The sequence below is a fragment of the Paenibacillus sp. FSL R5-0378 genome (assembly GCF_038009285.1).
GTDB classification, from domain to species: domain Bacteria; phylum Bacillota; class Bacilli; order Paenibacillales; family Paenibacillaceae; genus Paenibacillus_AQ; species Paenibacillus_AQ favisporus.
The window spans coordinates 5,176,304-5,200,776 of the sequence record NZ_JBBPAY010000001.1 but is presented as its reverse complement, the minus strand read 5'-3'; the positions used below and the strand labels follow the sequence as shown (position 1 = coordinate 5,200,776).

The following is a 24,473-nucleotide window of genomic DNA, read 5'->3' as shown; positions in this document are numbered from 1 at the left end:
TCTAATCATGCTGAAAATAAACTCCGGACGCACGCTTTATTACGGAAAAGGAGACGTCCTTGTTTACAGGACTTACGCAGAGCCGTTGGAAGCGGCCCCAATACCAGAATCTCCCTTTGTGGGGGAGGATAATATTTTGTTTGCCCATAACATTCGTTTTGCGGTCAGCGGTGACGCTCTGCTGACTTCGTTCACCGACGGGGACAACGCGCAGCTGGTGGCCACCGATTCCATGAAAAATTTTATTTTGCGCCAAGCTGCAACCTTTGCAGGAGGGACGACGGAAGCGCTGCTGCATTTTTTGGCCGTACGGTTTATGGAGACTTACAGCCATATCGACACTGTGCGGCTGTCGGCCAACCGGATTCCCTTTCTTCCTCTGCCGGTGCCGGGCCCCGGAGGGTTTCTGGATAACCGTCTCGTGTACAGGCGTTCCTACAACGATCATGCCTCCGCGGAGATGAAACTGGCGCGCGGCGCCGAGGGGTATGATCTCGACGAGGCGTGGAGTGGCCTGTCGGACCTGCAGCTGATCAAAGTCAGCGGCAGCTCGTTCTATGGCTTTATACGCGATGAATACACGACGCTGCCTGATGCCTATGACCGGCCGCTCTTTATATTTCTCGATATCCGCTGGAGGTATGAAGACCCGCAGGATGCGATCCATCCGGAGGCAGGCAAGCATGTGCCCGTCCAGCAGATACGAGACATTGCGCAGAACGTCTTTTATGAATTTGCGACCCCGTCGATCCAGCATTTAATCTGGTTGATCGGGCAGCGGATTCTGATCCGGTTTCCGCAGCTGGCCGAGGTCCGATTTGAAACGAGCAACCGGACATGGGAGACGGTCGTGGAACCTGCGGACGGCTTGTCATCCGGGGTCTTTACCGAGCCGCGCCCGCCATTCGGCTTTCAGGGTTTTTCGATGACCCGGGAAGATCTAATTGCCGCACCGGAGCCGGCTGAAGGCGCCGTCAGTTCCGGATGAGCGGGCGGATTTCGACACATGTGCTCGATACGTCCCGCGCGGTGCCTGCAAGCGGTCTTAAGGTAGAACTCTGGCTGCTGGGGCGGGATGCGGAAGGGGGACGGCTGCTGGCATCCGGTATAACGGCAGCTGATGGGCGTCTTTCGCAGCCGCTGTGGGACGGCGATTTGGTACCCGGGGGCGAATACGAGCTGACGTTTTGGGTTGGCGATTATTTCCGTCAACAGGCGGCGGCCGACGGGATTTCGTTTCTGGACCTTGTTCCGATCCGGTTCAGGGTGTCTCACGGCAATGAAAATTACCATATTCCGCTGCTGCTGGCGCCGGGAGGGTACAGCACGTACCGCGGAAGCTGATAGAAAAAGGGGTGGGCGAAGCATGGATGCGCACGAAGAATGGATCATACGCGGCGGAAACGTCGTGCTTGAGGACGAAGTCGCAAAGATGGATATCGCCATCCGCGATGGAAAGATCGCCGAAATCAAAGACCGCATCTCGGGGATGTCCGCTTCGAGAATCGTAGAAGCGGACGGCCAGATCGTCATGGCCGGCGTGGTGGATATGCATGTCCATCTCAATGAGCCAAACTTTGGACATTGGGAGGGGTTTGAGACGGGCTCTGCCGCTCTCGCGGCCGGCGGCTGCACGGCGTACGCGGATATGCCGCTGAACGGAAACCCGCCGACGGTTACGCTGGACGCGCTGCGGCACAAAGAACGATTGGCCCAAGGCCGGTCGGCGGTGGATTATGCCTTGTGGGGCGGACTGGTGCCAGGGCGAATGGACCAGCTGCGAGCGCTGGCCGATGCCGGCGTCATCGCATTCAAGGCGTTCATGTCAAATCCCGGCGGGGAAGGGGAGGGACGATTCCGTGAGGTAGGGGCGGACGAACTGAGGGAAGGGATGCGGCGCATTGCCGGTCTCGGTGGCCTCCTTGCACTGCATGCCGAAAGCGACGAAATGACGTCACGCCTGACCACCGAGGCCCTTGCCGCAGGGCGGACCGATGCGGCAGCTTATGCGCTGACCCGCCCGGTCGAAGCCGAGCTCGAGGCGGTAGCCTCCGCACTTGCCCTTGCGGAAGAGACGGAATGCCCCCTGCATTTTGTTCACATCAGCAGCCCTGAAGCGGTGGATCTGATTCAGGATGCCAAACAGCGCGGCCTTGACGTAACGCTGGAGACCTGCCCGCATTATCTGACTTTGAGCGAGGAGGATATGATCCGCATCGGACCGGCGGCCAAATGTGCGCCGCCGCTCCGTTCAGCCTTTCTAATAGAAGGCATGTGGGAACGTCTTAAGGCGGGTGCGATTGATTTCATTGCTTCCGACCACTCACCCTGCCCGGAAGCGATGAAGGCCGTGACCGACGAAGGCGGCTTCTTTGGAGCATGGGGCGGCATCGCCGGTGCCCAGAGCACCCTGCTGCTGATGCTGGAGGAGGGCTGGATCAAGCGGGGAATTCCGCTTCCGCAGCTCTCGAAGCTGTTGTCGGAACGTCCGGCCGGAAGATTTGGCCTTGGCCGCCGCAAAGGCAAAATTCAGGTGGGAATGGATGCCGATTTGGTGCTGATTCAGCCATCGTCTCCGCACGTCTTGCGCAGAGAGGATCTGCTGCAGCGCCACCGGCACAGCCCATATATCGGCAGGATTTTCAGCTGCTCCGTAGCTGCGACTTACTGCCGGGGCCGCCTGGTCTACACGTCGGAAGGAGGAATCGTAAGTCCGGGTGACGGCCGGCGGCTGACACCGCTGAAGCCGCACACTGCCGGCCGCAGCGAGGAGGTTGTGGCGCCATGAATATTGCCGCTGAATCTGGTGCTTTTGCCGATATGATGCGTCTGCTGGAAGATCTGGGCCGGATCGGGCGCGAACCCGGGGGCGGCGTCACCCGGCTGCTGTATTCTCCGTCCTGGCAGGAGGCGCAGCGGCTGCTGGCCGGCCGCATGGCAGATGCGGGGCTGGAGGTGCGTTATGACCGGGTCGGGAACCTCTACGGCCGGCTGCCGGGTACCCGTCCCGATCTACCCGTGGTTCTGACTGGCTCCCACGTGGATACCGTCCGCGCCGGCGGAGACTACGACGGAGCCGGCGGCATCGCCGCCGGTATCGCCGCGCTGTCCTATTTGAAGCGGAGGTTCGGGATGCCTGTCCGTACGCTCGAAGTGGTCTCCTTCTGCGAGGAAGAAGGCAGCCGGTTCCCCTTAACGTACTGGGGCTCGGGCAGTATTGGCGGCCGCTACCGGATCGGCGATGGAACCGGCATTTACGACGCGGAGGGGGTATCGCTGGATGAGGCCATGAAAGCGGCTGGCTTCGGACACGGGAGCCAACCCGACTGCTGCCGAAGGGACATCGGCGATTACGTTGAGCTGCACATCGAACAGGGCGTCGTGCTGGAGGCAGCCGGACGGCGAATCGGCGTGGTCGAATCGATCGTCGGACAGCGCCGGTACGGGATTGCGGTGACGGGCAACAGCAACCATGCGGGAACGACGCCGATGTCCTACCGTGCCGATGCGCTGGCCGGAGCGGCCGACATGATCGTCCGGGTGGAGGAAATGGCGAAGCAGGCCGGTAACGGAGTGGTAGCGACCGTCGGGCGTATCGAAGCCTTGCCTAATACTCCGAACGTCATTCCCGGTGAGGTACGCTTCTCCTTGGATATCCGCCATACCGAGAGTTGGATGCTGAACGAGTTCAGCGAGTCTGCTCTTGAAACGTTCCAACGGATAGCCGCCGCAAGAAAGCTGCTGGTGAAGGCCGACTGCTGGCTGAAGACAGAGCCTGTCCCGATGGACGGTACGCTGGCGGGACGGATCGAGCGGCTGTGCATGGAGGCGGGGCTTCCGTACCTCCGCATGGTCAGCGGCGCGGGTCACGACGCGCAAATGATGGCCGCCGTCAGCCGCGCGGCCATGCTGTTCGTTCCGAGCCGGGGTGGGATCAGCCATGCCAAGGAGGAATACACGGAGCCGGCTTACCTTGCGGAAGGAGCGGCAGTTTTAGCTGCCTGCCTGCATGAGCTTGCCTATACGACAGGAGTGGATGGATGATGAATAGGGTACTCGGAGGAAGCTGGAATGAATTTGTGCCGGTTTCGCGCATCATTATGACGCCGGGACCGGTAGAAGCCGACCCGCGCGTGCTGCGGGCCATGTCTTATCCGATTCTTGGTCAATTCGATCCGGCATTTACGGAGCTGATGAATGAAACGATGGGAATGCTTCGCGAATTGTTTCGCACGGACAACTGGTGGGCGTATCCCGTCGACGGGACGTCGAGGTCCGGGATTGAGGCTGTGATGGCAAGCCTGATCGAGCCGGGGGACCGGGTGCTCGTTCCGATCTACGGGCGTTTCGGCCATCTGCTGCACGAAATCGCCGAGCGGTGCGGCGGCAGGGTTATTACACAGGAGAAGCCGTGGGGTACTGTGTTCGACCCTGCCGAATTGATCGAAGCCATCGGCCGCGAGCAGCCGGATGTCGTCGCCATGGTGCACGGGGAGACTTCCACGGGCAGGATGCAGCCGCTGGCCGGGATCGGCGAAGCCTGTCGTCGCCACGGCGCGCTGCTGATCGTCGACGCTGTAGCAACCATTGGCGGCACGGCGGTCGATACGGACGCATTGCAGCTCGACGCGGTCATCGGCGGCACGCAAAAATGCCTGTCCGTTCCGTCAGGCATGGCGCCGATAACGTATAACGACCGCGCAGAGCGGAAAATTGTTGCCCGCAAACGCATTGAGCGGGGACTGCGCAGCAATACCGCTTCCCTCCCGTTACAGGAGGCTCCGCCGGGGCCTAGTCCTATCCAGAGCAATTATCTGGATTTGGCCCAGCTGCAGGATTACTGGAGCCCCAAGCGGCTGAACCATCATACGGAGATGACCTCCATGCTGTATGCGCTTCATGAAGGGCTTCGCCTGGTGCTGGCCGAGGGACTGGAGGCGCGTTTCAAGCGGCACCGTCTGCACGAATCCGCGTTGATGGCCGGGCTGACCTCGATGGGACTGTCCATGTACGGCGACCCGCTGTCCAAGCTGCCGATGGTGACCTGCGTGCAAATTCCGGAGGGCGTAGACGGGGAGACAGTACGTGCGATGCTGCTGCACCAATTCGGCATCGAAATTGCCAGCTCCTTTGGGCCGCTCGCGGGTCAGATTTGGCGGATCGGCACCATGGGATACAGCTGCAGGCAGACGAATATCCTGCACCTGCTGGGTGCGCTGGAGGCGGTACTGCTCCGGGCCGGCGTCAAGCTGCCGGCAGGTGAAGCGGTGCAGGCGGCATTAGACGCGTATGAAGAAGCGCGAGTGGGTTAGGTTCAGGCACCATCCATCCGTTTGCCTTTCGACTAAGGGTGTCGAAAAGCGCAAACGGTTTTTTGTATTGAGCCAATGGAATTTAAGGGGGCCCGGACGGGTAAAGACAAATACAATTTTGGTCAGGTTCATGTAAGTATAATTCACAAATTAGACGTAGTAATGTTAGTGGATAGGCGTTCGTTACACATTTAATTTGATTTTTTGTTCGTGATTACAAAATGACGGCATATTTGTTGACGCTAATTTGACGTATCTCCTATGATAGGCATAGAAAGTCAAGTCCTAAGGGGGATGGGTAACATGGCAACGAAAATGACAGCGAACAAACGCAGTGTTAAGAAAATGATGGCATTGTCCTTATGCGCCGTATTGATGACGGGAATGCTGGCCGCCTGTTCGGGGAAAACGGCAGCTCCGGAAACAGCATCCTCCGGGGAAAAGACGGGGACGGCTTCCGCAGAGCCGAAGCTGGAGAAATCCACCTTGGTTCTCAACTGGTTCGCCGAACCGGAACACGGCGGCAATTTCGCGGCCGTCCAACAAGGCTTCTATAAGGACGCGGGACTGGACATGACGCTGACACCTGGGGGTCCGCAGGTATCCTCCACACAGATCGTAGCTTCCGGCAAAGCCGATTTCGGCATTGCGAACGGCGACGACATTCTGGTCGCAAGGCAGGAGGGCATTCCGATCGTAGCCATCGCAGCCTCGTTTCAGAAGAGCCCGCAGGTGCTGATTTATCATAAGGAAGCGGGAATCCAGGACTTCTCCAACCTGAACGGACATGCGGTTTACGTCGCTCCGACGGCGAGTTTCTGGCTGTACATGAAAAGCAAATATGAGCTGGATCAGGTCAAGGAGCTGAAGTATACGGGATCGTTGGTCAATTTTGTGAACGATCCTAACGCTTTGACGCAGGGATACATCACATCCGAGCCTTATACTTTGGAAAAACAGGGAGTGAACGTCGGCACGCTGCTGATCGCGGATTCCGGGTATAACCTTTACGCCAACGTCTATTTTACGACCGAGAAGATGATCAAGGAGCATCCGGACAAAGTCAAAGCGTTCGTTGAAGCTACGGTAAAAGGGTGGGATTACTACAAGAGCCACGCCGAGGAAATCAATCCAGCCATCCACGAGCAAAACCCGGATATGGATCTGGATATGATGAAATACAGCGCCGAAAAGGAGATGGATCTCGTATTCAGCGGTGACGCGGCGGAGCAGGGCGTTGGTACCATGACGAAGGAGCGGTGGGAAGAGGTGCAGAAGCAGCTCATCGAAGTCGGCGTTTTGAAGGAAGCGGAGCCGGTCGCCAACGTATTTACCACCGAGTTTTTACCGGCCAAATAAAGCAACTCCGGCCATTCCGCCGTATCCTTCCTCTCGCCAGTCCAGAACAAGGAGCGGCCAATATGATCCCTTTAGACCCAAAGAAAAGCAGTGCCGATGCGGCAATGCTTTTCTTTTTTTTGAATGTGATACAACCTTTGGAGAACGCCGGGCGGTTTTAAATTCATGCCTTTTGGATAAAAATCTTTTCAACATTCCGCCTTCCATCCATTGACTTCATCCAAGGTGCGATGATATATTGTGCATACACGATATACACAATTTATCGAGGAGGAACGGTATGCTGGCATTAGACATTCGAAACTTAAGCAAAACCTATCCGAATTTCCAGTTGAAAGACGTGACGTTTCAGCTGGAAAAAGGTTATATTATGGGTTTTATCGGCGCCAATGGGGCGGGGAAGACGACGACGATCAAATCGATTTTGAATCTGATTCATATCGACAGCGGCGAAGTGCGGATATTCGGCAAGAACATTGCCGAACACGAAATCGAATTGAAGCAGGACATCGGATATGCGTTTGGCGGCATCGATTTTTATACCCGGAGCAAAATAAGAGCCTTGACGGAAGTAGTAAAAAAGTTCTATACCAACTGGGATGATGAAATTTATTCGTATTATTTAAGAAGATTCAAATTGGATGAAAACAAAAAAATCGTCGAGTTGTCGACAGGGATGAGAGTAAAGTACAGTTTGGCCCTTGCCTTATCCCATGGCGCAAAGCTTCTGATTCTCGATGAACCGACAAGCGGGCTGGATCCGATCGCCAGAGACGATCTGCTCGATCTTTTTCAATCGCTCGTCGCAGAGGGTGAAATCAGCATCCTGTTCTCAACGCATATTACATCGGATTTGGAAAAGTGCGCGGATTACATTACCTATATCCATAACGGAAGAATCATCAACAGTGCCGTGAAAGAAGAGTTTATTGAATCCTACCTTTTACTGAACGGTAGCGTGAGTCAGCTGGACCTGGTGAAGGCGCAGCTGATTTCCTACAAAACGAATTCGTTCGGCTTTACGGGATTGATCCATGCCAAAGACTTCGATCCTTCCTTAGATGTGAAAGCGGCCCGGCCCACTCTTGAGGAGATTATGATTTATTTCGCGAAAAAGGAGGATATGTATGTATAACTTGGTAATGAAGGATTTAAAATTGGGGATCAATCCGTTGTTTTTTTTGGTGCCTGTCGTTTTGGGCGCGTTGATGCTCATACCGGGCTGGTTGTATTTTATCGTGCTGCTGTATTTTTGCTGGATCACGGTCCCTAATACATTTGGCCAGTTCCGGTCACAAAACGATTTGATGTTTACTTCGATGATGCCTGTCACCAAAACAGATATGGTCAAGGCCAGGGTGCTTGTCATTGTCATCCTGGAAATGCTTCATATGCTGATGGCCATCATCTTTGGTATCATCAATATTCGTCTCTATGGGGAAATACACAACGTTTTCTTCGGACCGTATCCGGGTTTTTGGGGACTGTGCTTTGTGATGTTTGCGGTTTTCAACGTGTTCTTTATCCCCATGTTTTACAAAACGGCGTATAAATTTGGCGGGGCGGCGCTGGCGGGCATTACCGGAGCGATGGTTTTTGCCGGACTCGCGCAATGGATCGGAATCCAGAATTCCTATGTGTCCAACATGTTTAATGGCAGCGGCGTCCACAATGTGGCACTTCAAGCATCCTTAATGATCGCCGGAATCGTTATTTTCATCGCACTCACTGTGATTGCTTACCGGATTGCGGTTAAACGTTTCCACAAAGTGGAGATCCAATGAACATTGCGATTTCGAACAACTCCGAAAAACCGATCTACCAGCAGCTTTTCGAACAAATCAGCGCCCAAATTTTGAAAGGGGAACTGGAAAGCGGATATAGTTTACCGCCGATCCGGCAAGCGGCCCAGGAGCTGCGTGTTAGCGTCATCACCGTAAAGAAGGCTTGGGAAGAACTCGAGCGATGCGGTTTGATCAACACGGTCACGGGAAAAGGGTGCTTTGTCGCCGATTTCTCACCCGAAGACAAGCTGCGTCTACGCGATGAAATGATTTTGAAGCAGATGGTAAACGATACTGCATACTACAAATCCTTCGGCCTTACCCTGGATGAAGTGATGGAACTGATGAAGAAGATTTATTAAGTACCGCCTGATTGAGCTTGAAAAAAGTCACCGTAAAAGCCCAGCGGAACAGCGAATGAACGATCGCCGTTTCTGCCGGGCTTTTTTGCCGTTGTCTACGCAGTTACCGCATGCAGAGTATTTTCCTGGGCTAACGCGATAAATCGTTAATGCATGCCTGGCTTCGCCTGTGTTAACCTACATCTGATCTTCTCCCATTTCATATTCCAAGACCTGAAGGAGGGGCCAAGCCAAGCATGAGAAAAGAGGGACTGCCATGATGAATGCCATGAAAACAAGGTGGAAGGCACGTATCTATCATTATTTGACCTTGAAACGAAGGATTATGATCATTTTTCTGTTCAGCTCATTGATTCCGTTTGTCAGCATCGTGCTCATCTCGTATTTCACCATTTACTCCATCCTCACCAACAAAATCCAAAACGGTATCCAGAGCAACCTCAAGCAGGTCGAGCTCTCCCTGGAAAACTCCATCAACAACCTCAACCATGTGTCGCAGCAGTTCGCCGTAGGCGGAAGCGTCGGAAACAAGCTGAGTGAAATGCTGTCGGCAGAGGAGCCGTTCGAACGGGCGAAAACGCTCAGCGATTTGAAGGAGGAGCTCGGCCTGATTACGTTCACCAACCCCAGTATCGGACTGGCCATGTATTATTTTATGAACGACCGTCACTATGAACTGGAGAATACGGGCGTCAAGGACAGCTTCGCTCCAGAGAAGCTCCCCCTGCTGGCCCAGTACAGCCAAATTTCGTACTACGGACCGCATGTGAGCAACAGCCGTTTTGACAACCAATACGTGCTTTCGGCCATGCGCAAAGTGGATCTGCCTAACCTGGACGGCGTGTACATTTACATGGAGACCGGCTTCAAGCTGACGCAGAACATATTGAATAATGATGCCGTCGGCGGGATGGCTTCCCATGTGTTTGTGGATAACGACGGGCGGATCGCCTACAGCGACGCCCCGGATTCGTTCCAGGTCGGAACGAAGTTTCCGCATTTCGACCAGGCCAAGTCGTCGGGCACGGAACAAGGCTATTACTGGTTTAAAGAAACAAGCAATCAAGGCTGGAGCATCGTCTCGTTAACGTCCAAGGCGGACTATAACCGCGAAATGAACCGCTGGTTCGTGCAGATCGGCCTGTTTTCGCTGCTGTTTCTCGGCATGAGCCTGCTGCTGGGTTGGCTGTTGTGGAAAATGGTGTACCGCCCGCTTCGCGGCTTTCACCGGGAAATCGAACAGATGGCCGACAGCCGCATCGGCAGTCCGGCCGCCCGCACCCATATTCCGGAATTCGACCTGCTGGTGCGGCGGTTTCAGCAAATGAAGCATCAAATTTGGGAATTGTTCCGGGAAGTCGAGGCCAAGGAAAAACGGCGCGCGGATCTGGAGGTGGAGAAGCTGCTGTATCAGATCAACCCGCATTTTCTGATGAACAGCCTGGATACCGTCCGCTGGATCGCGGTCATGAACGGGCAGGATGAAATCGACAGGCTTGTCTCTTCCTTGAACAAACTGCTTCATTACAATCTGGGAAAGCTCGGCCAGACGTCCACCATTCAGGAGGAGATCGATGCGGTAAAGCAGTACCTGATTTTGCAGCAAATCCGCTACGATTTCCAGTTCGACGTCCATATCCACGTCGATCAGGAGGTGCTGAATGTGCCCATTCCCCGGTTTATTTTGCAGCCGCTCGTCGAGAACGCCCTCTATCACGGATTGGACGACGACGGCTATATCCAGGTGGATGTACGGCAGTCGGATCAAATCGAGATCTCCATCCGGGATAACGGAGCGGGCATTCCCGAGGACAAAATCGAGGCGCTGCTGTCCGCGGAGGGCGGTAACCGGAGTGCCGGCATGGGCATCGGGATGAGTTACGTCAACCGGATCATCGGGATGCATTACGGCGAAAGGGCCAAGCTCGGTGTATCGAGCAGGCTCGGAGAAGGGACGACGATCAAGCTTAGCTTACCTAATGAAGGAGGTGCTGATCATGATTAAAGTGCTCGTGGTCGATGACGATAAACTGGTTCGGAAGGGGCTCATTTCGGTGATGCCCTGGCAGGATTTCGAGATGGAGGTGATCGGGGAGGCGAATAACGGAGCAAAAGCGCTGGAATTTCTGGACAATCATGAAGTCGATCTGCTGCTGACGGATCTGGAAATGCCGGTTATGTCCGGCATGGAGCTGATGCGCTTGGTGCGTGAACGGCATCCGGAGGTTTACATTGCGGTGCTGACCCTGCATCAGGATTTCGAATACATCCAGGAAGCGATCCGGCTGGGAGCGATTGATTATATCGCCAAGGTCCAGCTGGAGAAGGAGCGGTTCGAGGAGGTGCTTGGGCGGATTCATCGCCGCATCACAGAGCAGGAAGGGCGGCTTCGGAAGCTGCGCATACTGCCTGGGGCAAGCAGCCCTGATGAATCCTTTGCGACGGACCGGGGTTATGCGCTGCTGTCAGTGGTTCGCGCTCCGGAACAAGGTGCTGTGGTAGAGTGGGCGGTCCGGCATGCGGAGCATTTTGCTGAATTGGGGCGCCAAGTCTTGTTCTTTACCTTCGGGGGAGGGGAGAAGGGGGAGGAGGGACTGGATGAACTGGTACGATTGGCTTCAGCGGACGCCGGGTGGACGCTGATCCGGTTAAAGGGTATCCAGGGCCGAATGCCTTCCGAAGTGTATGACCAGGTGCGGAGGTACTGCGAAGGGGAGTTTTTTTACGAATATGACCCGGCCGTAAAGGTCATGGATCGATCCTTGTCAGAGCTCGTGCAGAGCGTGAATCCCGTAAATGATGATCTTACACTCACCGTAATGGCCCAGTGGCTCTCGCCGGGCTGGATCTACCGGGAAGGTTTGTTTCAGGCAAATCTGCAGGAGCTGAAAGAACTGCGGCTGCCGCAGGCGGAGCTCTCGGGGCGGCTGTACGTGCTGGCCGACCGGTTGGACCAGCTGGCCGGTAAAACCGGAACGACTCGCATTCGCCTGCCCGCCCCGCTGAATTCCTGGTTCGAGGTCGAAGCGTGGTTTGACGGCGTCCGCAAACAGCTTCGCGAAGAATGGGGCAGGGCGCCGTATTCACCCGAAGTCGTTCAGAGCGTGATGACGGCTGTATCCATGCTGCACGAGGAGCTGGACCAGCCGGTGACGGCGGCGGACATCGCCCGCAGGGTCAGCATGAGCCGCAGCTATTTCAGCCAGTGCTTCAAGGAAATTGTCGGGACCAACTTCAACGCCTACCTGCGACGCATCCGTCTGGATCAAGCCAAACATTACTTGCGGAATACGACCAAAACCGTCCTCTGGATCGCGCAGCATGTCGGCTATGAGGATGAAAAGTACTTCAGCCGGTCTTTCCGGGAGTATACTGGGCTGCTGCCGAGCGAATATCGGAATCAATCGGATCAGGATAGAGAAGGGTAGAGAAATGTCCTCCGGCAAGTAGGAAATTCGTCGAAAACGCTTCAGTGAAACCGCTGACATCCTCCCGATTGAAGTCAATTGTCTATCCCAACCTGAAACTTCCGTCTAACCGGGAAAAGCGGAATCCTGTGTTACCTTAAAGGTGCAAGCAAACCAAGAGCGAAAGAAGGGGCGAAGAAGATGAGAGCAAAATCCATGATGAGCCTGGCGATAGCGGGCCTGATGCTGGTTCTGTCGGCCTGCGGCAGCGGCGGCGCAACGGAGAAGGAAGCCGACGTATCCAAAGATCCGGTGGACCCGTTCGGCAAGTACAGCGAAACCGTTACGATCAACATCGGCAAAGAGGTGGACTCGGCAGACAAGAGCCTTCCACCAGGAGACTCACCGGAAAACAACGTGTATACCCGGTACGTCAAGGACAACCTCAATATCGATACGAAGATTATTTGGCAGGCCGGCGTCGGCAAGGATTATCAGCAAAAGGTAAATCTGGCCATCGCCAGCAACGACCTTCCGGATGCGCTCGTCGTGACGGACACGCAGCTGCGGCAGATGGTCAAGAGCAACCAGCTGGCCGACCTGTCGGAAGTATACGAGCAGTATGCCTCCCCTGTGCTGAAAAAGATCATCGATTCGACGGATGGGCTTGCGATGAAATCCGTCACCTTCGACGGAAAAATGTATGCGCTGCCAAACGTAACGGCGGAATCGGACATGCAGCATATTATGTGGATTCGCAAAGACTGGCTCGACAAGCTCGGTCTCGAGGTCCCGCGTAACGTCGATGAGCTGGAGAAGGTCGCCAAAGCCTTTGTGGAACAGGATCCGGACGGTAATGGCAAAAACGACACCATCGGCATCAGCGGCCCCCAATCCGGCGGACTGCTCAATGCGGATTTCATCAATCCGAACAACAACAACTACGGATTTGATCCGATCTTCGGCGCCTATCACGCGTATCCGGGCTTTTGGCTGAAGGGTGCGGACGGGAATCCAACCTACGGATCCATCGAGCCCGAAACGAAGGAGGCGCTCGCCAAGCTGCGGGACCTGTATGCCAAAGGGCTGATCGATCCGGAAATGAGCATCCGCAAGGACGCGCAGGAGCTGATCAAGAACGGCACATCCGGGATCTACTTCGGCCTGTGGTGGGCAGGAGGGTACGGCCCGCTGGCGGACGCCATCAAAAACAATCCGAAAGCGAACTGGCAGGCCTACACACTTCTCGACAAGAACGGGGAGTTCACACCTCATATGGGAACGCCGTCCAATCAATATCTCGTTGTCCGCAAAGGCTACAAGCATCCGGAAGCTGCGATTAAAATGGAAAACCTTTTGCTCCGCGACGAATCCAAATTCGACGTCAGCGTCGGCATCGGGAATTACCCGCTGCGCATCGTGTTTGCGCCAATGGACGAAATGTACGTGACCTACAACGCGATGAAAGAAGTGCTCGCCGGCACCAAAAAGCCGGAGGAGCTCGATCTGCCGGGTTACAAGCTGCTGAAGGCCGATGCCGAGAACATTAAGAAGGTGAAGCTCGAACCGTACGATAAAATGGACATCCAGTATTGGGACCCGAATGCGGATCTGGGCGCCTGGAAGCGGCTCTACTCCACCTTGGTCGGCATTGCGCCGCTGATGGAGCCCTACAAAAAGACGTACAGCCTGACTTATTCCCAAACGAAAACGATGGAGAGCAAGTGGGCGACGCTCGACAAGATGGAGAAGGAAACGTTCCTGAAAATCATTATGGGAGCAGCCCCGCTGGATACCTTTGATCAGTTCGTGAAGGACTGGCGGAAGCAGGGCGGAGACGACATTCTCAAAGAAGTCGCGGAAATCGCGCAGCAGTAGGCTTTTAACACTCCAAGTAAAGGCGGGTGCCGGGAACCGTTCCGGCGCCTCCCTTATTTAAGCATATGACCCGGAAAAGGAAGGAGCTGCAAGATGATTAACAAGGGATTCGCCAAGCACTATTACTTGATGCTTCTCCCCGGAATGATCTGGCTGACCCTGTTCAGCATCGTTCCGATGTTCGGCATCGTCATGGCTTTTCAGGATTACAACCCGGGCCTCGGAATTCTGCATTCGGAATGGGTCGGTCTTGAAAACTTCAAATATATGTTTTCCTTGAACGACAGCGTCACGATTCTGGTCAACACCCTGGTGATCGCCGTGCTCAAAATTGTAGGTAATCTGGTCATCCCGCTTTTCTTTGCCCTGCTGCTGAATGAGCTACGGCTGCGTTATTTGAAGCGCTGGATTCAGACGATCGTATACCTGCCGCATTTTTTGTCCTGGGTAATCCTTTCGGGGATTCTGCTCGATATTTTCGGCTACACCGGTCCGGTGAACCAAATCCTGTCGGTGTTTCATATCAAGCCGATCCTGTTCTTCGGGCGGGCGGACCTGTTTCCGGCCCTGATCGTGGGAAGCGACGTGTGGAAGGAATTCGGGTTTAACACGATCATTTATTTGGCCGCGCTGACCGGCATCAACCCGGCTCTGTACGAGGCGGCTGCGATCGACGGGGCGACCCGGTTCAAGCGGATGCTGCACGTGACGCTTCCCGGCATCGTCTCGGCGATCGTGCTGCTCTCGGTGCTCAGCCTTGGCAACGTGCTGAACGCGGGCTTTGAGCAGATCTTCAATCTGTACAACCCGCTGGTCTATTCCAGCGGCGACATTATCGACACCTGGGTCTACCGGACGGGGCTGGTCAATCTGCAGTTCAGCCTGGCGACCGCCATGGGCCTGCTCAAATCGGTGGTCAGCTTCCTGATGATCACGATCTCCTATTATCTCGCTTACCGGTTTGCCAACTACCGTATCTTTTGATGACAAAAGGAGTGCATGTTCAATGGTAAAAGACAACACAGCAGGCTCCCGGCTGTTTGATATTGCGCTGATCGTGATCCTGGTAGGCATCGCAATCTTATGCATCCTGCCCATCTGGTACACCCTTGCCGTATCCCTAAGCAACAATGCAGCGGCAAGCTCGGGCCGGGTCGGGCTGTGGCCCGTCGGTTTCAACCTCGGTTCTTACCAGGAGCTGATGGGAGACCGCAAATTTTTTAACTCGTTCTGGATATCCGTGCAGCGAGTCATCCTCGGGGCGGGGCTGAACTTTGTGGTCATTCTGCTGATGGCGTATCCTTTATCCAAAAATGCCAAGGAGCTACCGTATCGCAATGTTCTCATGTGGATCCTCGTGTTTACGATGCTGTTTAACGGCGGACTGATTCCTTGGTACATGACGGTAAAGTCGCTGGGGCTCATCAACAACATTTGGGCGCTCGTTCTCGGCAACAGCGTGCCCGTATTCAGCGTCATCCTTGTCATTAACTTTTTCCGCAATCTGCCAAAAGAGTTGGAGGAGGCAGCGCTTGTCGACGGTGCGGGTCCCTGGCGGATGATGATCCAGATCTTTGTCCCGCTCGCGGGGCCGGTCATTGCTACGGTTACGCTGTTCAGCATCGTGTACCATTGGAACGAATTTTTTAACGGGCTCGTGCTGATGTCGGCGGCGGACCATTATCCGCTCCAGACCTATATCCAGCAGATGGTGGTGGTGATCGATGCCAACACGATGACGGCCGAACAGATTCAGCGGATGAGCGAACTGTCGAACCGGACGCTGAATGCGGCCAAAATTTTCATAGCGATGATTCCCGTGCTGGTCATCTATCCGTTTCTGCAGCGGTTCTTTATTACGGGGATTACGCTGGGATCCGTGAAGGAATGAGGCGGATGCTGGCAAAATGGATCAGGGAACAGCCGCTGATCCAGTATCGTCCTTACGTGCTAAGCCAGACGAAAAAGCAAGGAATAAAGACAAAAGGGATGCCCTTACGCCGATATGACGGCAGGGCATCCCTTTGTGTGTTGAATAAAGCAGCAGCTTAGATGAAGCCTGACCGGATCAGCGAGTAAAGCTCCACATGCCGGTGATGAATCGGGACCCGTCCTGCCGGTTTGCAGGTTGGTCCGTCCTTCGCGCTGCAGCAGGCTCCATCATTCCTAATTGGAGAGCTTGGCTGACATAACCTGCGGCCCAGGAGGGAACGGTGCCTTCGTTAGCTTCGGGAGCTTCCCCTGATGCGGAGGCTTCGCGGTGAATGAACATATAGGCGCGAACCGCAATCGCAGCCATTTCAGCACGAGTGATTGGAGCAGACCCATTGAACAAGCCCTCACCGGTTCCGCGCACGAGGCCAGCTTGACGGGCTGCGGCGATATCGCCTGCAAACGGATTGTCGTCACGGATATCGTGAAATTGGCTGGATTGATCCGCAGCGGATGCCAGGCCAAGTTCCCGGGCGACCAGGGAAGTGAACTCCGCGCGGGTGAGCGGACTGCCGGCGGATGCTTTCTGATCCTTGACCTGCTCGCTGTAGATGGCTCTGGCGGCCTGTTGCACGATGGGATTGCCGATCCGCTGCGCTTCGTCGAAATCTTGGGTTGTCGTTACCTGCAGCAGCACGGAGACGGCGAGCTCATGTCCCGGTACCAGGAAATACCCGGCATCGTGGGTGACGTTGGCGTTTTCCCCGGTTTTATGAGCGATTGGCGCATCAGGCAGCGCAGCTCCAAACTTGGTGTTGACCTCCTGCCGGGCCATCCAGGCGATGATCTGGTTTCTGGAGGAGACGCTGAGGAAGGAACCCTGATAGATTTGGCCGAGCAGCTCCGTCAAATCCGCGGCGTCGATGTAATTGTCCTGGGCGGGGGAGGGGGCAGCCGCAAACATTTTGCGTCCAAGGTGCATCGTCCGCAGGTCCAATTGGTCCATCAGCTGCTGGACCCTGTCCATGCCGACCTTGTCGATGAGCACGTTGGTCGCCGTGTTGTCCGACTGGGTGATCATCAGACGGGCAAGGCGTTCCAGCGTAAGGTCCTGCGGAAAGCTTTCGGTCTGCAGCGATCCGCTGCCGCCCACGACGTCTTCGGGCGTTACCCTGACCTGATCGGCCAGGGACAGCTCGCCCCGGTCAACCTGCTTCATTAATGCGGATACGACGGCAAGCTTGATCGTACTGGCCGGCATGTAGGGTTCTCGCGACCCAAGCAGCAGCGTTTCATGCCCGTAGTAGCCGCTGAGGTCGCGGATGCCGACCGACATGCGAATCCCGTCCTTCTCCGCCTGCTGGAGGATGGGAGTCAGGGCTGACGCGATAGCAGATAAGCCCTTTTCCGGAGAAGCATCGGACGCTGCCGGAAGCAAGCTGGTCAGCAGGGCAGTAGCGGCAATCGTCGTCATCAGGGTTCTTCTTAATACCGGTTTCCGTCTGCGGGTCATCAAACATCCCTCCACAAAAGAAATGTTATATAAAATGACATGATCGGTTGATGTATACCTCTTATTATAAATGGATGTAATATTAGTTTACAATCTGATTTTGTGAGCGTTCACTTTTTGTTCATAACATTCTGTCGATGCCGTGGATTTGACAAAATTACTTACATAAACCCGAAAAAAAGCGGTGCGCAGACTCTGTTTTTTTATTTTACAAAAACATAAAATAGTAGGGACGACAGAAGAAACGTGCGGAAAAATGTCGATTGGTTGGGGTGGAATGCAGACAATGAGGATAACGATCAGCTAAGTAAAGGGATAAAAGAGCTAGTTTGGGCAGCTAAATGAAGAAAAGGACGTATTGGAGCTAAATGTGACTCCTGTTATTATGTTTTAAAAAAATATAAAATGTTTTAGATTTTATATTTACAACTCCATTTCCTGTATGTTATTTTATACTTGCAAACGGATTCATTCAATATGTATTGAATTATTTTAGAAAACATTAAAACCGAGGAGGTCATCTTCGCAGCAACCTATCGAAGCTGCCCCGGTTCAGCTTGCGGGAGTCGCCCGGAAGAATGGTTCCTGAGATGAGGAGCCGCCGGACCCGGCAGGAGAGTTGAAATCAGACACAAATGAAAGCGCTTTATTCATGTTTTTAGGTCACCCGTTCTTGGTCAGTCAGATTTGTTTTGTCCTGCAAGTGCTTGGCGGCAAGAAAAATCATTGAAACTTAAGGGAGGATCCTGGATATGAAGAAAAAATGGCTGATGCTGCTGCTGGTCGTCACGATGACGACGATGTTGTGGGGATGCGGCAAGTCTTCCAATAGTGCGGAAGGCAAAACGTCCGTCCTGGACGGAGGGGCCGGCGACACGGCAACCGAGCTGTCCTATTGGACATTTGTGGAGCTGCACGGGCAGCATTTCAAGAAGATGCTGGAGAAGTGGAACGCGGCGAACCCGGACCGCCAGATCAAGCTGAACGTCACGGTCATGCCGTATGACGACATGCATAACAAGCTCTCGATCGCGGTACAGACAGGCGTTGGGGCACCGGATATTGCAGACATTGAGATCGGCAAGTTTCCCGATTTTCTGAAAGGCACCCCTCAGCTGGAGCCTCTGAACGACGTGGTCGAGCCTTACAAAGATACCATCGTCCAGTCCCAGATCGATATGTACAGCAAGGAAGGAAAGGTTTACGGACTCTCGACTCACGTCGGTGCGTCGGTTGCGTTCTATAACACCGAAATTCTAAAGGAAGCCGGCGTGGACTACAAATCGATCGTCACCTGGGACGATTTCAAGAAGGCAGGCATGCAGGTGTACGAGAAGACCGGCAAATACATGGGCACGGCGGATACGAGCGCCGGTTGGGAGGCATCGATGATGCTGGCTCAGCAGAAAAGCGATTTTACCGATGATGCGGGCAATCCGATCGTCAATTCGGACGCCATGGTTAAAGGATTGAAGGTGCTGAAAGACCTGCAGGATAACAACGTCATCGCTACAATTGCCGGTGGACAGCCTGACACGGAGGAAGCGTACGGCGAGTTTAACGAAGGAAAATATGCGACGGCTTTCATGCCGCTGTGGATGATGTCGCGTTACACGAACTACATGCCTGACCTGTCTGGTAAAATCGCACTTGCGCCGATTCCGGTCATGGAAAAAGGAATGCCGCGCTCTTACGGCGGAGGCGGAACCGGTACCGTCGTCACCAAAACGGCCAAAGACGTTCAGCTGGCCAAAGACTTCATTGCTTACGCCAAGCTGTCCCTCGACGCGAACATCGAAATCTGGAACACGCTCGGCTTTGACCCGATCAATATGGACGTTTGGAATATGAAGGACGTGACGCATAATCCCGAAAACCAATTCGTGAAATATTTCGTCAACAACCCGTTTGACGTGCTGAACGATATCAAGGATGAAATCCGTCTGATCAAATCGACGCCGGCTTCGCCGACGATCAACAACGTGCTGTACACGACGACGCTCAACGAAATTTTCGAAGACGGACGGGACATAAAGGAAGCGCTGGACGATGCGCAGGCACAGATCGAACAGGAACTGAAATAGCCCGCCGGCATGCCCGGAATCAGAGCTGCTCTTGTCTTTTCGGGGAGCGGCTCTTTTTCAAACAGAAAGGAGTAGAGACATGATCAAGCGTTTTATATATTCGCAAAAGGTCGCCCCGTACGTGTTCGTGTTCCCGTTTGTCGCCATTTTTCTGGTGTTCTGGGTTTACCCGCTGCTCAGCTCGTTCGGCATGAGTTTCCAGCATGTCACCCTGGGGCAGGAGGCCGAGTGGACAGGGATGGACAACTATCAGAAGCTGATGGGGGACGGCGTGTTCCTGAAGTCGATCGGCAACAGCGCGCTGTATATGGTGCTGACGCTGGTCATTCTGATTCCGTTTCCGATGCTGCTTGCGGTGCTGATCAACAACAAATGGATGTGGGGCCGCGAATTTTTTAAGTCGGCTTTCTTCTTTCCTGCACTGACATCCGTGGTGGTGGCGGGGACGATCTTCCGCCTGATGTTCGGGGAGATGGAAGGGTCGCTGATCAACAGCGTCCTTGGTGTCTTCGGGATCGAGCCGGTGAAATTTCTGAAAGGGCAACTGACCGGTTTTGTTGCGCTGCTCGCCCTGGCGACCTGGCGGTGGACGGGAGTTAACATCCTTTACTTCCTGTCGGGTCTCAAAAATATTCCGGAGGAATACTACGAAGCCGCCTCGATCGACGGCGCCTCTGCATTCCAGAAATTCACGAGAATCACGATGCCGCTGCTGAAACCGACCACAATATATGTGCTTACGATCAGCATTTATGCGGGACTGGCCATGTTTATCGAAAGCCTCATGCTGTGGAACGGCAACAACTCGCCGAAAAACATCGGCCTCACGATCGTCGGCTACTTGTACCGCCAAGGGATCGAGAAGAACAACCTCGGCTACGCCGCCGCGGTCGGCATTGTGCTGCTCGCCGTGACGATGATCATTAATCTGACGCAGCTGGCGTTCTCCGGCATGTTTAAGAAGGAGGATTAGGGATGAAAAAGAACACCGCGCTCAACATCGTCCTCGTCGTCATTTTCGCCGTCATCTGCTTCCTGATCCTGCTGCCGTTCTACGCTATAACGCTCGCTTCCTTCAAGCCCGGCGAAGAGCTGATCCGGTACGGATTGAACCTGAAGCTTGATTTCTCGGTCATGAGCCTGGACAACTTTGTCTTTTTGTTCACGGGGGATCACGCGTATTTTACGTGGTTCTTCAACTCGCTGCTGCTGACCGTGGTACAGGTCGTTCTGACGCTGCTGGTCAGCGCAACGGTAGCTTACGGCTTTGCCGCTTATGATTTTAAAGGAAAAAATATCCTTTTTATCTGCGTACTGCTGATCATGATGGTTCCCTTTGAAATACTGCTGCTTCCTTTATACACGCTTACTTTTAACCTTGGCATGATGAACTCCTACTCGGCGATTATTTTGCCGGGCATTGCCAATGCGGCGACGATCTTTTTCTTCAGACAATACCTGTCCGGAATCCCTAAAGAGATTATCGCCTCCGGCCGGGTGGACGGTGCGAGCGAGTACGGCATTTACGCCAGGCTGATCCTTCCTGTCATGAAGCCTTCCTTCGCGGCGATGGCCATTCTCAACGGCATGAACAGCTGGAACAACTTTTTGTGGCCGTTTATGGTGCTGAGCGATTCGCACAAGTATACGCTGCCGATCGGTTTGAAGACGCTGCTGACGCCGTACGGCAACAACTATGACCTGCTCATCGTCGGCTCGTTCTTTTCGATTCTGCCGATCTTTATCCTGTTTGTGGCCTTCCAAAAGTACTTCATCGACGGCATGACAGCCGGTGCGGTGAAAGGGTAGATTCGTTTCGGAAATAGCTGCATACGACCCGCGAGTACCGGCAAATTTGCCGGTTTTTCTTTTGAACTACATATGAGAAATTCGATATATGAAAAAATCACACTAGTCGGATGAAGGTTTCTTAACCCATGCCAGAAGCAAAATCAGTCCGATGATACACGCCGTACCCAGCCACTGAAAAAAACCAAAAGGCTCTTTTAACCAAAATACGGTTGTGATCACGGCGGCCAGCGGCTCCAAACTGCCTAAAAGGCTCGTTTCTTTGGGGGATAGGCTTTGTAAGCTTTCGATATAAAACCAAAATGCGACCATCGTGCCGAAAATGACCACGAAACCAAGGTATAGATAGGTGTCGATCGTCAAGCCTGTAAAGTCGGTGTGCCATGGCGGATGGATCACACTTAAGCCCAAACCGCCGATGATCATCGCCCAACCGACAATGACGAGGGAATCGTATTGCTTCAGCAGCGGGACGGCATATAAGGTGTAGAACGCCAAGGCCGCGCCTGATAAAACACCCCAAACTACGGCTGGAACTGGCACGGAAAGCTCCGAGATCGAGCCGTTGGTTAATAAGAAGAAGCAGCCCGCTAAAGCCAGGATCACGGTGAGCAAGTCTTTTCGCGTGAAAACCATTTGCTTCCGCAGCATTAAATAGAGGATGATCATGACAGGCGCCAAATACTGCAGCAGTGTTGCCACAGCGGCATTTCCATGCTGAATCGATGCCATATACGTATATTGAACCGATAGCATGCCAACCCATCCGAAAACAATGAGCCGCAAAGCGGTCCGACGGTTTCTCCATACCCCAACGATTTGCGAGCGGTCTTTGACCCAAAATTGAATGGTTAACAGTAAAATACCGGCGATGAGCAGGCGTACCGTGACCAGTCCGTTAACATCGATTGCGGTTTGCTCAAAGAGCTTTTTGGCGACGGTGCCGCTCACTCCCCAAAATATCGCTCCTGTAATGACAAGAAATAACCCTTTTCTTCTAGCTGTTGGATTCATCGATCGATTCTCCGCTTCTAATATAATAATAGTGTTATAATAGGTAAAAAATCTCGTTCGGAATACCGGAATTGGATATAAAAATATAACAATATTGAGGTGGGGGTTATTTGCAAATTAAAGATTTCAGGATTGGCGGCAATTTGAAGGAATTAACCGAGCACCGGACGGTCGTGCTTCCGGTTGCATGCTACGAAACGACGATTAACCAAAACATACACGGACATATTCCGCTTCATTGGCATGATGAATTGCAATTCGTTCGGGTTGTCCAAGGGGAAGCCGAGTTCCAAATTAACGAAGAGAAGCTCGTTGTTCGGCAAGGGGAAGGGGTCTTCATCAACAGCGGCTGCCTGCACATGGCGGAAGATCGGAACGCATCGGGCTGCGTGTATATTTGCCTCAATGTCTCACCTGACTTTGTCGTATCACGGGAGCTATATGCAGCCTATGTGGCTCCATATATTCAAGCGACCAATCTGCCTTATTTATACATCGACCCTAATCAGGCTTGGGGCGCCAATATTTTAGATGCCTTGGTGAACATTCATCAATGGATTCAGCGTCAACCGCCATACTTTGAACTGGATATGACGATGCAGCTGACTTTCATTTGGAAAAACCTGATCCTGAACGGATTTCAACTGCAATATGACCAGGTGGAAGCTGTAAAAAACGAGCGGATGAAGCAGATGTTGAGCTGGATCGATAACCATTACGCCGAAAAAATCGCGTTAAATGATATTGCCAGAGCCGGTCAATTGAGTCGCTCGGAATGCTGCCGCTATTTTAAGCGAATGCTCCATACGACTCCGCTGAATTATGTGACTGATTATAGACTTCAGAAAAGCGCAGTCCTTCTGCAGCGAGCCGATTCCAGCATTACCGAGGTGGCCTACCAAGTTGGATTTAACAGCACCAGCTACTTTATAGAAAAATTCAGAAAGGCAATGAAGATGACACCACTTGCTTACAGGAAATCAAAAATGGATGCACGTTCATAATCGGAACGGGGCGAGGACAGCCGGTCAAAGAGACCGGCTGCTTTGTATGTTTAAAAAGGCCTCTGCGGCGAGCGACAAAGACGAATGCTTTCTGACAGCTACGCCTACGTGCCGGTCCGGGAGCGGAACTTCCATAGAAAGCTCCAATAAAGCGCCCTCATCGATTTTAGAAGCTACAAACGCTCTCGGCAAAATAGCTGCGCCATACCCCCGCTCGGCAAACTCCGCCAGCATATCCAAGCTGTTCAGCTCGAAATCGGCCGCTGCTTCCACGCCCTGGGATTGAAACCAGGCTTCGATATAGGAGCGGGTCGCACTTCCCTGGGACAGCATTAACAGGGGAAGCTCGGCCAATTGTGCAGCGGACAAGGGGGCTTCTGCCAGAGCGGCAAAGGGTTTCCCCGCCACCACACCATACGGCGAGACAAAAGTATCCACGACCTGAATTTCCGCATCCTTCACCGGAAGATAAACGTAGCCCAGATCAAGTAAGCCCTGCTGTAACTGCTCCAATATCTGACCGGTCTTTTGCTGCGAGACTTGAACCCGGATGTTGGGGTATTGGGACCGGAAAATATCGAGTAGAGGAACGATATAGTCGCGGATGATCGCTCCGTTGGCACCGATCCGCAACCGCCCTTCGTTCAGCTGTCCCAACTGCTTCATGTATCGTTCGGCGTAATCCAGTTTATCGAATACTTGTCTGACTTGATCGTACAAGGCATGCCCTTCTTCTGTTAAAACGATTCCTTTGGATAAGCGGTCGAACAGCTTAACTCCAAGCGCGTCTTCCAGCTGCTTGATCGCATAACTGACGGAGGGCTGTGTCATATTTAAGCGCTGGGCGGCTTTCGTCATATTCAAGGTTTCCGAAGCGTGAAGAAAAATCCGGTACCATTCCGTGTTAATCATCATTTGGCATCAATCCATTCTATGGCAAGAGTCGAATATTACAATTTCATTTATTACAAGTATACCTCTAAACTAGTACATAACGACACTACATGATATATGA

Annotated in this window: 21 protein-coding genes; 18 read left to right on the top strand and 3 right to left on the bottom strand. The window is 53.6% G+C overall.

Annotated elements, in window-relative coordinates:
- The first annotated feature begins 7 nt into the window (after nucleotides 1-7).
- From pucL to MKY74_RS23985, 14 genes are all read left to right on the top strand, one after another.
- Complete coding sequence (pucL, locus tag MKY74_RS24050) at nucleotides 8-988, top strand: factor-independent urate hydroxylase (protein ID WP_076171482.1); 981 nt, start codon at nucleotides 8-10, stop codon at nucleotides 986-988.
- Nucleotides 985-1,344, top strand: a complete 360-nt coding sequence (uraH, locus tag MKY74_RS24045; RefSeq protein ID WP_076171484.1) for a hydroxyisourate hydrolase — start codon at nucleotides 985-987, stop codon at nucleotides 1,342-1,344. The genes pucL and uraH overlap by 4 nt, the downstream gene beginning before the upstream one ends.
- 22 nt (nucleotides 1,345-1,366) lie before the next feature.
- Nucleotides 1,367-2,788: an allantoinase AllB gene (gene allB, locus MKY74_RS24040; protein WP_076171486.1), complete on the top strand. Its 1,422-nt coding sequence runs from the start codon at nucleotides 1,367-1,369 to the stop codon at nucleotides 2,786-2,788.
- On the top strand, nucleotides 2,785-4,044 hold the full coding sequence (locus MKY74_RS24035; RefSeq protein ID WP_076171488.1) for a Zn-dependent hydrolase: 1,260 nt from the start codon (nucleotides 2,785-2,787) through the stop codon (nucleotides 4,042-4,044). The genes allB and MKY74_RS24035 overlap by 4 nt, the downstream gene beginning before the upstream one ends.
- Nucleotides 4,041-5,312, top strand: coding sequence for a pyridoxal-phosphate-dependent aminotransferase family protein (locus MKY74_RS24030; protein ID WP_279628477.1), 1,272 nt, complete (start codon nucleotides 4,041-4,043; stop codon nucleotides 5,310-5,312). Before MKY74_RS24035 ends, MKY74_RS24030 begins: the two co-directional genes overlap by 4 nt.
- A 303-nt stretch (nucleotides 5,313-5,615) precedes the next feature.
- Nucleotides 5,616-6,671, top strand: coding sequence for an ABC transporter substrate-binding protein (locus MKY74_RS24025; protein WP_076171490.1), 1,056 nt, complete (start codon nucleotides 5,616-5,618; stop codon nucleotides 6,669-6,671).
- Nucleotides 6,672-6,951: 280 nt separating this feature from the next.
- Entirely contained in the window at nucleotides 6,952-7,806 is an 855-nt protein-coding gene (locus MKY74_RS24020) for an ABC transporter ATP-binding protein (RefSeq protein WP_076171492.1), read from the top strand.
- Nucleotides 7,799-8,455, top strand: a complete 657-nt coding sequence (locus MKY74_RS24015) for an ABC-2 transporter permease (RefSeq protein ID WP_076171494.1) — start codon at nucleotides 7,799-7,801, stop codon at nucleotides 8,453-8,455. The genes MKY74_RS24020 and MKY74_RS24015 overlap by 8 nt, the downstream gene beginning before the upstream one ends.
- Complete coding sequence (locus tag MKY74_RS24010) at nucleotides 8,452-8,817, top strand: GntR family transcriptional regulator (protein WP_076171496.1); 366 nt, start codon at nucleotides 8,452-8,454, stop codon at nucleotides 8,815-8,817. Before MKY74_RS24015 ends, MKY74_RS24010 begins: the two co-directional genes overlap by 4 nt.
- Before the next feature lie 259 nt (nucleotides 8,818-9,076).
- Nucleotides 9,077-10,822 (top strand): sensor histidine kinase, encoded by a 1,746-nt coding sequence (locus MKY74_RS24005; RefSeq protein ID WP_432206612.1) that lies wholly within the window; start codon nucleotides 9,077-9,079, stop codon nucleotides 10,820-10,822.
- Nucleotides 10,815-12,245 (top strand): response regulator transcription factor, encoded by a 1,431-nt coding sequence (locus tag MKY74_RS24000; RefSeq protein ID WP_076171498.1) that lies wholly within the window; start codon nucleotides 10,815-10,817, stop codon nucleotides 12,243-12,245. Before MKY74_RS24005 ends, MKY74_RS24000 begins: the two co-directional genes overlap by 8 nt.
- A 180-nt stretch (nucleotides 12,246-12,425) precedes the next feature.
- Complete coding sequence (locus MKY74_RS23995) at nucleotides 12,426-14,102, top strand: extracellular solute-binding protein (protein ID WP_076171500.1); 1,677 nt, start codon at nucleotides 12,426-12,428, stop codon at nucleotides 14,100-14,102.
- A gap of 93 nt (nucleotides 14,103-14,195) precedes the next feature.
- Entirely contained in the window at nucleotides 14,196-15,086 is an 891-nt protein-coding gene (locus MKY74_RS23990; RefSeq protein WP_076171502.1) for an ABC transporter permease, read from the top strand.
- A gap of 22 nt (nucleotides 15,087-15,108) precedes the next feature.
- Nucleotides 15,109-15,993 (top strand): carbohydrate ABC transporter permease, encoded by an 885-nt coding sequence (locus tag MKY74_RS23985; RefSeq protein ID WP_076171504.1) that lies wholly within the window; start codon nucleotides 15,109-15,111, stop codon nucleotides 15,991-15,993.
- A 177-nt stretch (nucleotides 15,994-16,170) separates the two neighbouring features.
- On the opposite strand, the gene MKY74_RS23980 is transcribed toward MKY74_RS23985, so the two are convergent.
- Nucleotides 16,171-17,547 carry a serine hydrolase gene (locus MKY74_RS23980; protein ID WP_076171506.1) on the bottom strand — a complete coding sequence of 459 codons (1,377 nt, stop codon included), beginning with the start codon at nucleotides 17,545-17,547 and terminating at the stop codon, nucleotides 16,171-16,173.
- Nucleotides 17,548-18,299: 752 nt separating this feature from the next.
- Here MKY74_RS23980 and MKY74_RS23975 point away from each other — a divergent pair.
- The 3 genes from MKY74_RS23975 to MKY74_RS23965 all read left to right on the top strand — a co-directional run bounded on the left by MKY74_RS23975 (nucleotide 18,300) and on the right by MKY74_RS23965 (nucleotide 21,440).
- On the top strand, nucleotides 18,300-19,631 hold the full coding sequence (locus MKY74_RS23975; protein ID WP_076171508.1) for an ABC transporter substrate-binding protein: 1,332 nt from the start codon (nucleotides 18,300-18,302) through the stop codon (nucleotides 19,629-19,631).
- Nucleotides 19,632-19,710: 79 nt separating this feature from the next.
- Nucleotides 19,711-20,604, top strand: a complete 894-nt coding sequence (locus MKY74_RS23970; protein WP_076171510.1) for a carbohydrate ABC transporter permease — start codon at nucleotides 19,711-19,713, stop codon at nucleotides 20,602-20,604.
- Nucleotides 20,605-20,606: 2 nt separating this feature from the next.
- Complete coding sequence (locus MKY74_RS23965) at nucleotides 20,607-21,440, top strand: carbohydrate ABC transporter permease (RefSeq protein WP_076171512.1); 834 nt, start codon at nucleotides 20,607-20,609, stop codon at nucleotides 21,438-21,440.
- 102 nt (nucleotides 21,441-21,542) lie between these two features.
- On the opposite strand, the gene MKY74_RS23960 is transcribed toward MKY74_RS23965, so the two are convergent.
- Nucleotides 21,543-22,454: an EamA family transporter gene (locus MKY74_RS23960; RefSeq protein ID WP_076171514.1), complete on the bottom strand. Its 912-nt coding sequence runs from the start codon at nucleotides 22,452-22,454 to the stop codon at nucleotides 21,543-21,545.
- Between the two features lie 110 nt (nucleotides 22,455-22,564).
- On the opposite strand from MKY74_RS23960, the gene MKY74_RS23955 reads away from it, so the two are divergent.
- The gene (locus tag MKY74_RS23955) at nucleotides 22,565-23,458 is read left to right on the top strand and encodes an AraC family transcriptional regulator (RefSeq protein ID WP_076171516.1); all 894 of its coding nucleotides are present in this window, start codon (nucleotides 22,565-22,567) and stop codon (nucleotides 23,456-23,458) included.
- Nucleotides 23,459-23,482: 24 nt separating this feature from the next.
- Here MKY74_RS23955 and MKY74_RS23950 read toward each other — a convergent pair whose 3' ends face one another.
- Nucleotides 23,483-24,373, bottom strand: coding sequence for a LysR family transcriptional regulator (locus tag MKY74_RS23950; RefSeq protein WP_084203939.1), 891 nt, complete (start codon nucleotides 24,371-24,373; stop codon nucleotides 23,483-23,485).
- Nucleotides 24,374-24,473: the final 100 nt, after the last annotated feature.